This window comes from Streptomyces gossypii (assembly GCF_025165795.1).
In the GTDB taxonomy this organism is placed as follows: Bacteria; Actinomycetota; Actinomycetes; order Streptomycetales; family Streptomycetaceae; genus Streptomyces; species Streptomyces gossypii.
This window is the reverse complement of sequence record NZ_JAJAGO010000043.1, coordinates 1-1,254: the sequence shown is the minus strand read 5'-3', so window position 1 is coordinate 1,254 and position 1,254 is coordinate 1. Positions and strand designations below refer to the sequence as shown.

Annotated in this window: 1 protein-coding gene; it reads left to right on the top strand. The window is 68.4% G+C overall.

Annotated features, from left to right (window positions below; all coding sequences use genetic code 11):
- Position 1 precedes the first annotated feature (1 nt).
- Positions 2 to 1,254: alpha-xylosidase (gene yicI, locus LHJ74_RS34050; RefSeq protein ID WP_260222234.1), on the top strand; the 1,253-nt coding region annotated here is incomplete at its 3' end.

The window sequence follows — 1,254 nt, the reverse complement described above, 5'->3', positions numbered from 1 at the left end:
GATGCGTGAGGGTGTTGAGGCCTCTTACGCGGCGCAGGCCCGTGAGGTCACCACCGGTGAGGGTGCCTTCACCGCGCATGCGGCGGTGCGGCGGGTGGAGCGGCGTGGTGACACGTTGAACGCGCCGCTGCTGCGAGTGGAGTGTTTCGCCCCCGCGGAGGGCGTGATCGGTGTGCGGGTGACGCATCTGTCAGGCGGGCGGTGGCGGGGCCCGGACTTCGCCCTGCCCGGCGCCGCTGGCCCGGAGGCTCCGAGTGCGGGTGTGGTGGAGCGTGAGGGACCGGTGGTGTCCCTGACCAGCGGCCCCCTGACCGTCGCCCTGAACACCGAGGGCCCCTGGGGGCTGGACTTCACCGACGGCCAGGGCGGGGTGCTGACCTCGGCGGGAAAGCGCGGCACCGGCTTCGCCACCGTGGACGGAGCACATCACATGATCGCCCAGCTGGGTCTGGGTGTCGGCGAGGACGTCTACGGCCTGGGCGAGCGCTTCACCCCGTTCGTCAAGAACGGGCAGAGCGTGGAGATCTGGCAGGCCGATGGGGGCACCAGCAGCGAGCAGGCCTACAAGAACATCCCCTTCTACCTCTCCTCCCGCGGCTACGGCGTGTTCGTCAACCACCCCGGCCACGTCTCGATCGAGGCCGGGTCGGAGGCGGTGGGGCAGATGCAGTTCAGCGTCACCGACCAGAGCCTGGAGTACTACCTGATCGCCGGACCCACACCCAAACAGGTCCTGGAGCGCTACACCGCCTTGACCGGGCGCCCCGCGCTGCCCCCGCCGTGGTCCTTCGGCCTGTGGCTCTCCACCTCCTTCACCACCGACTACGACGAGGAGACCGTCACCTCCTTCGTCAAGGGCATGACCGACCGCGGTATCCCCCTGTCCGTCTTCCACTTCGACTGCTTCTGGATGCGCGAGTACCAGTGGTGCGATTTCGAGTGGGACCCGGCCGTCTTCCCCGACCCGGCGGGGATGCTGGCACGGCTGAAGGCACGGGGGCTGAAGATCTGCGTGTGGATCAACCCCTACATCGCCCAGAAGTCACCCCTGTTCGCCGAAGCAGCACAGGCCGGATACCTGCTCCGCACACCGGAGGGCGACATCTGGCAGTGGGATCTGTGGCAGGCGGGCATGGGCCTGGTCGATTTCACCAACCCGGACGCGTGCGCCTGGTACCAGGGCAAGCTGAAAGTCCTGCTGGACCAGGGCGTCGACGCGTTCAAAACCGACTTCGGGGAGCGGGTGCCCACCGA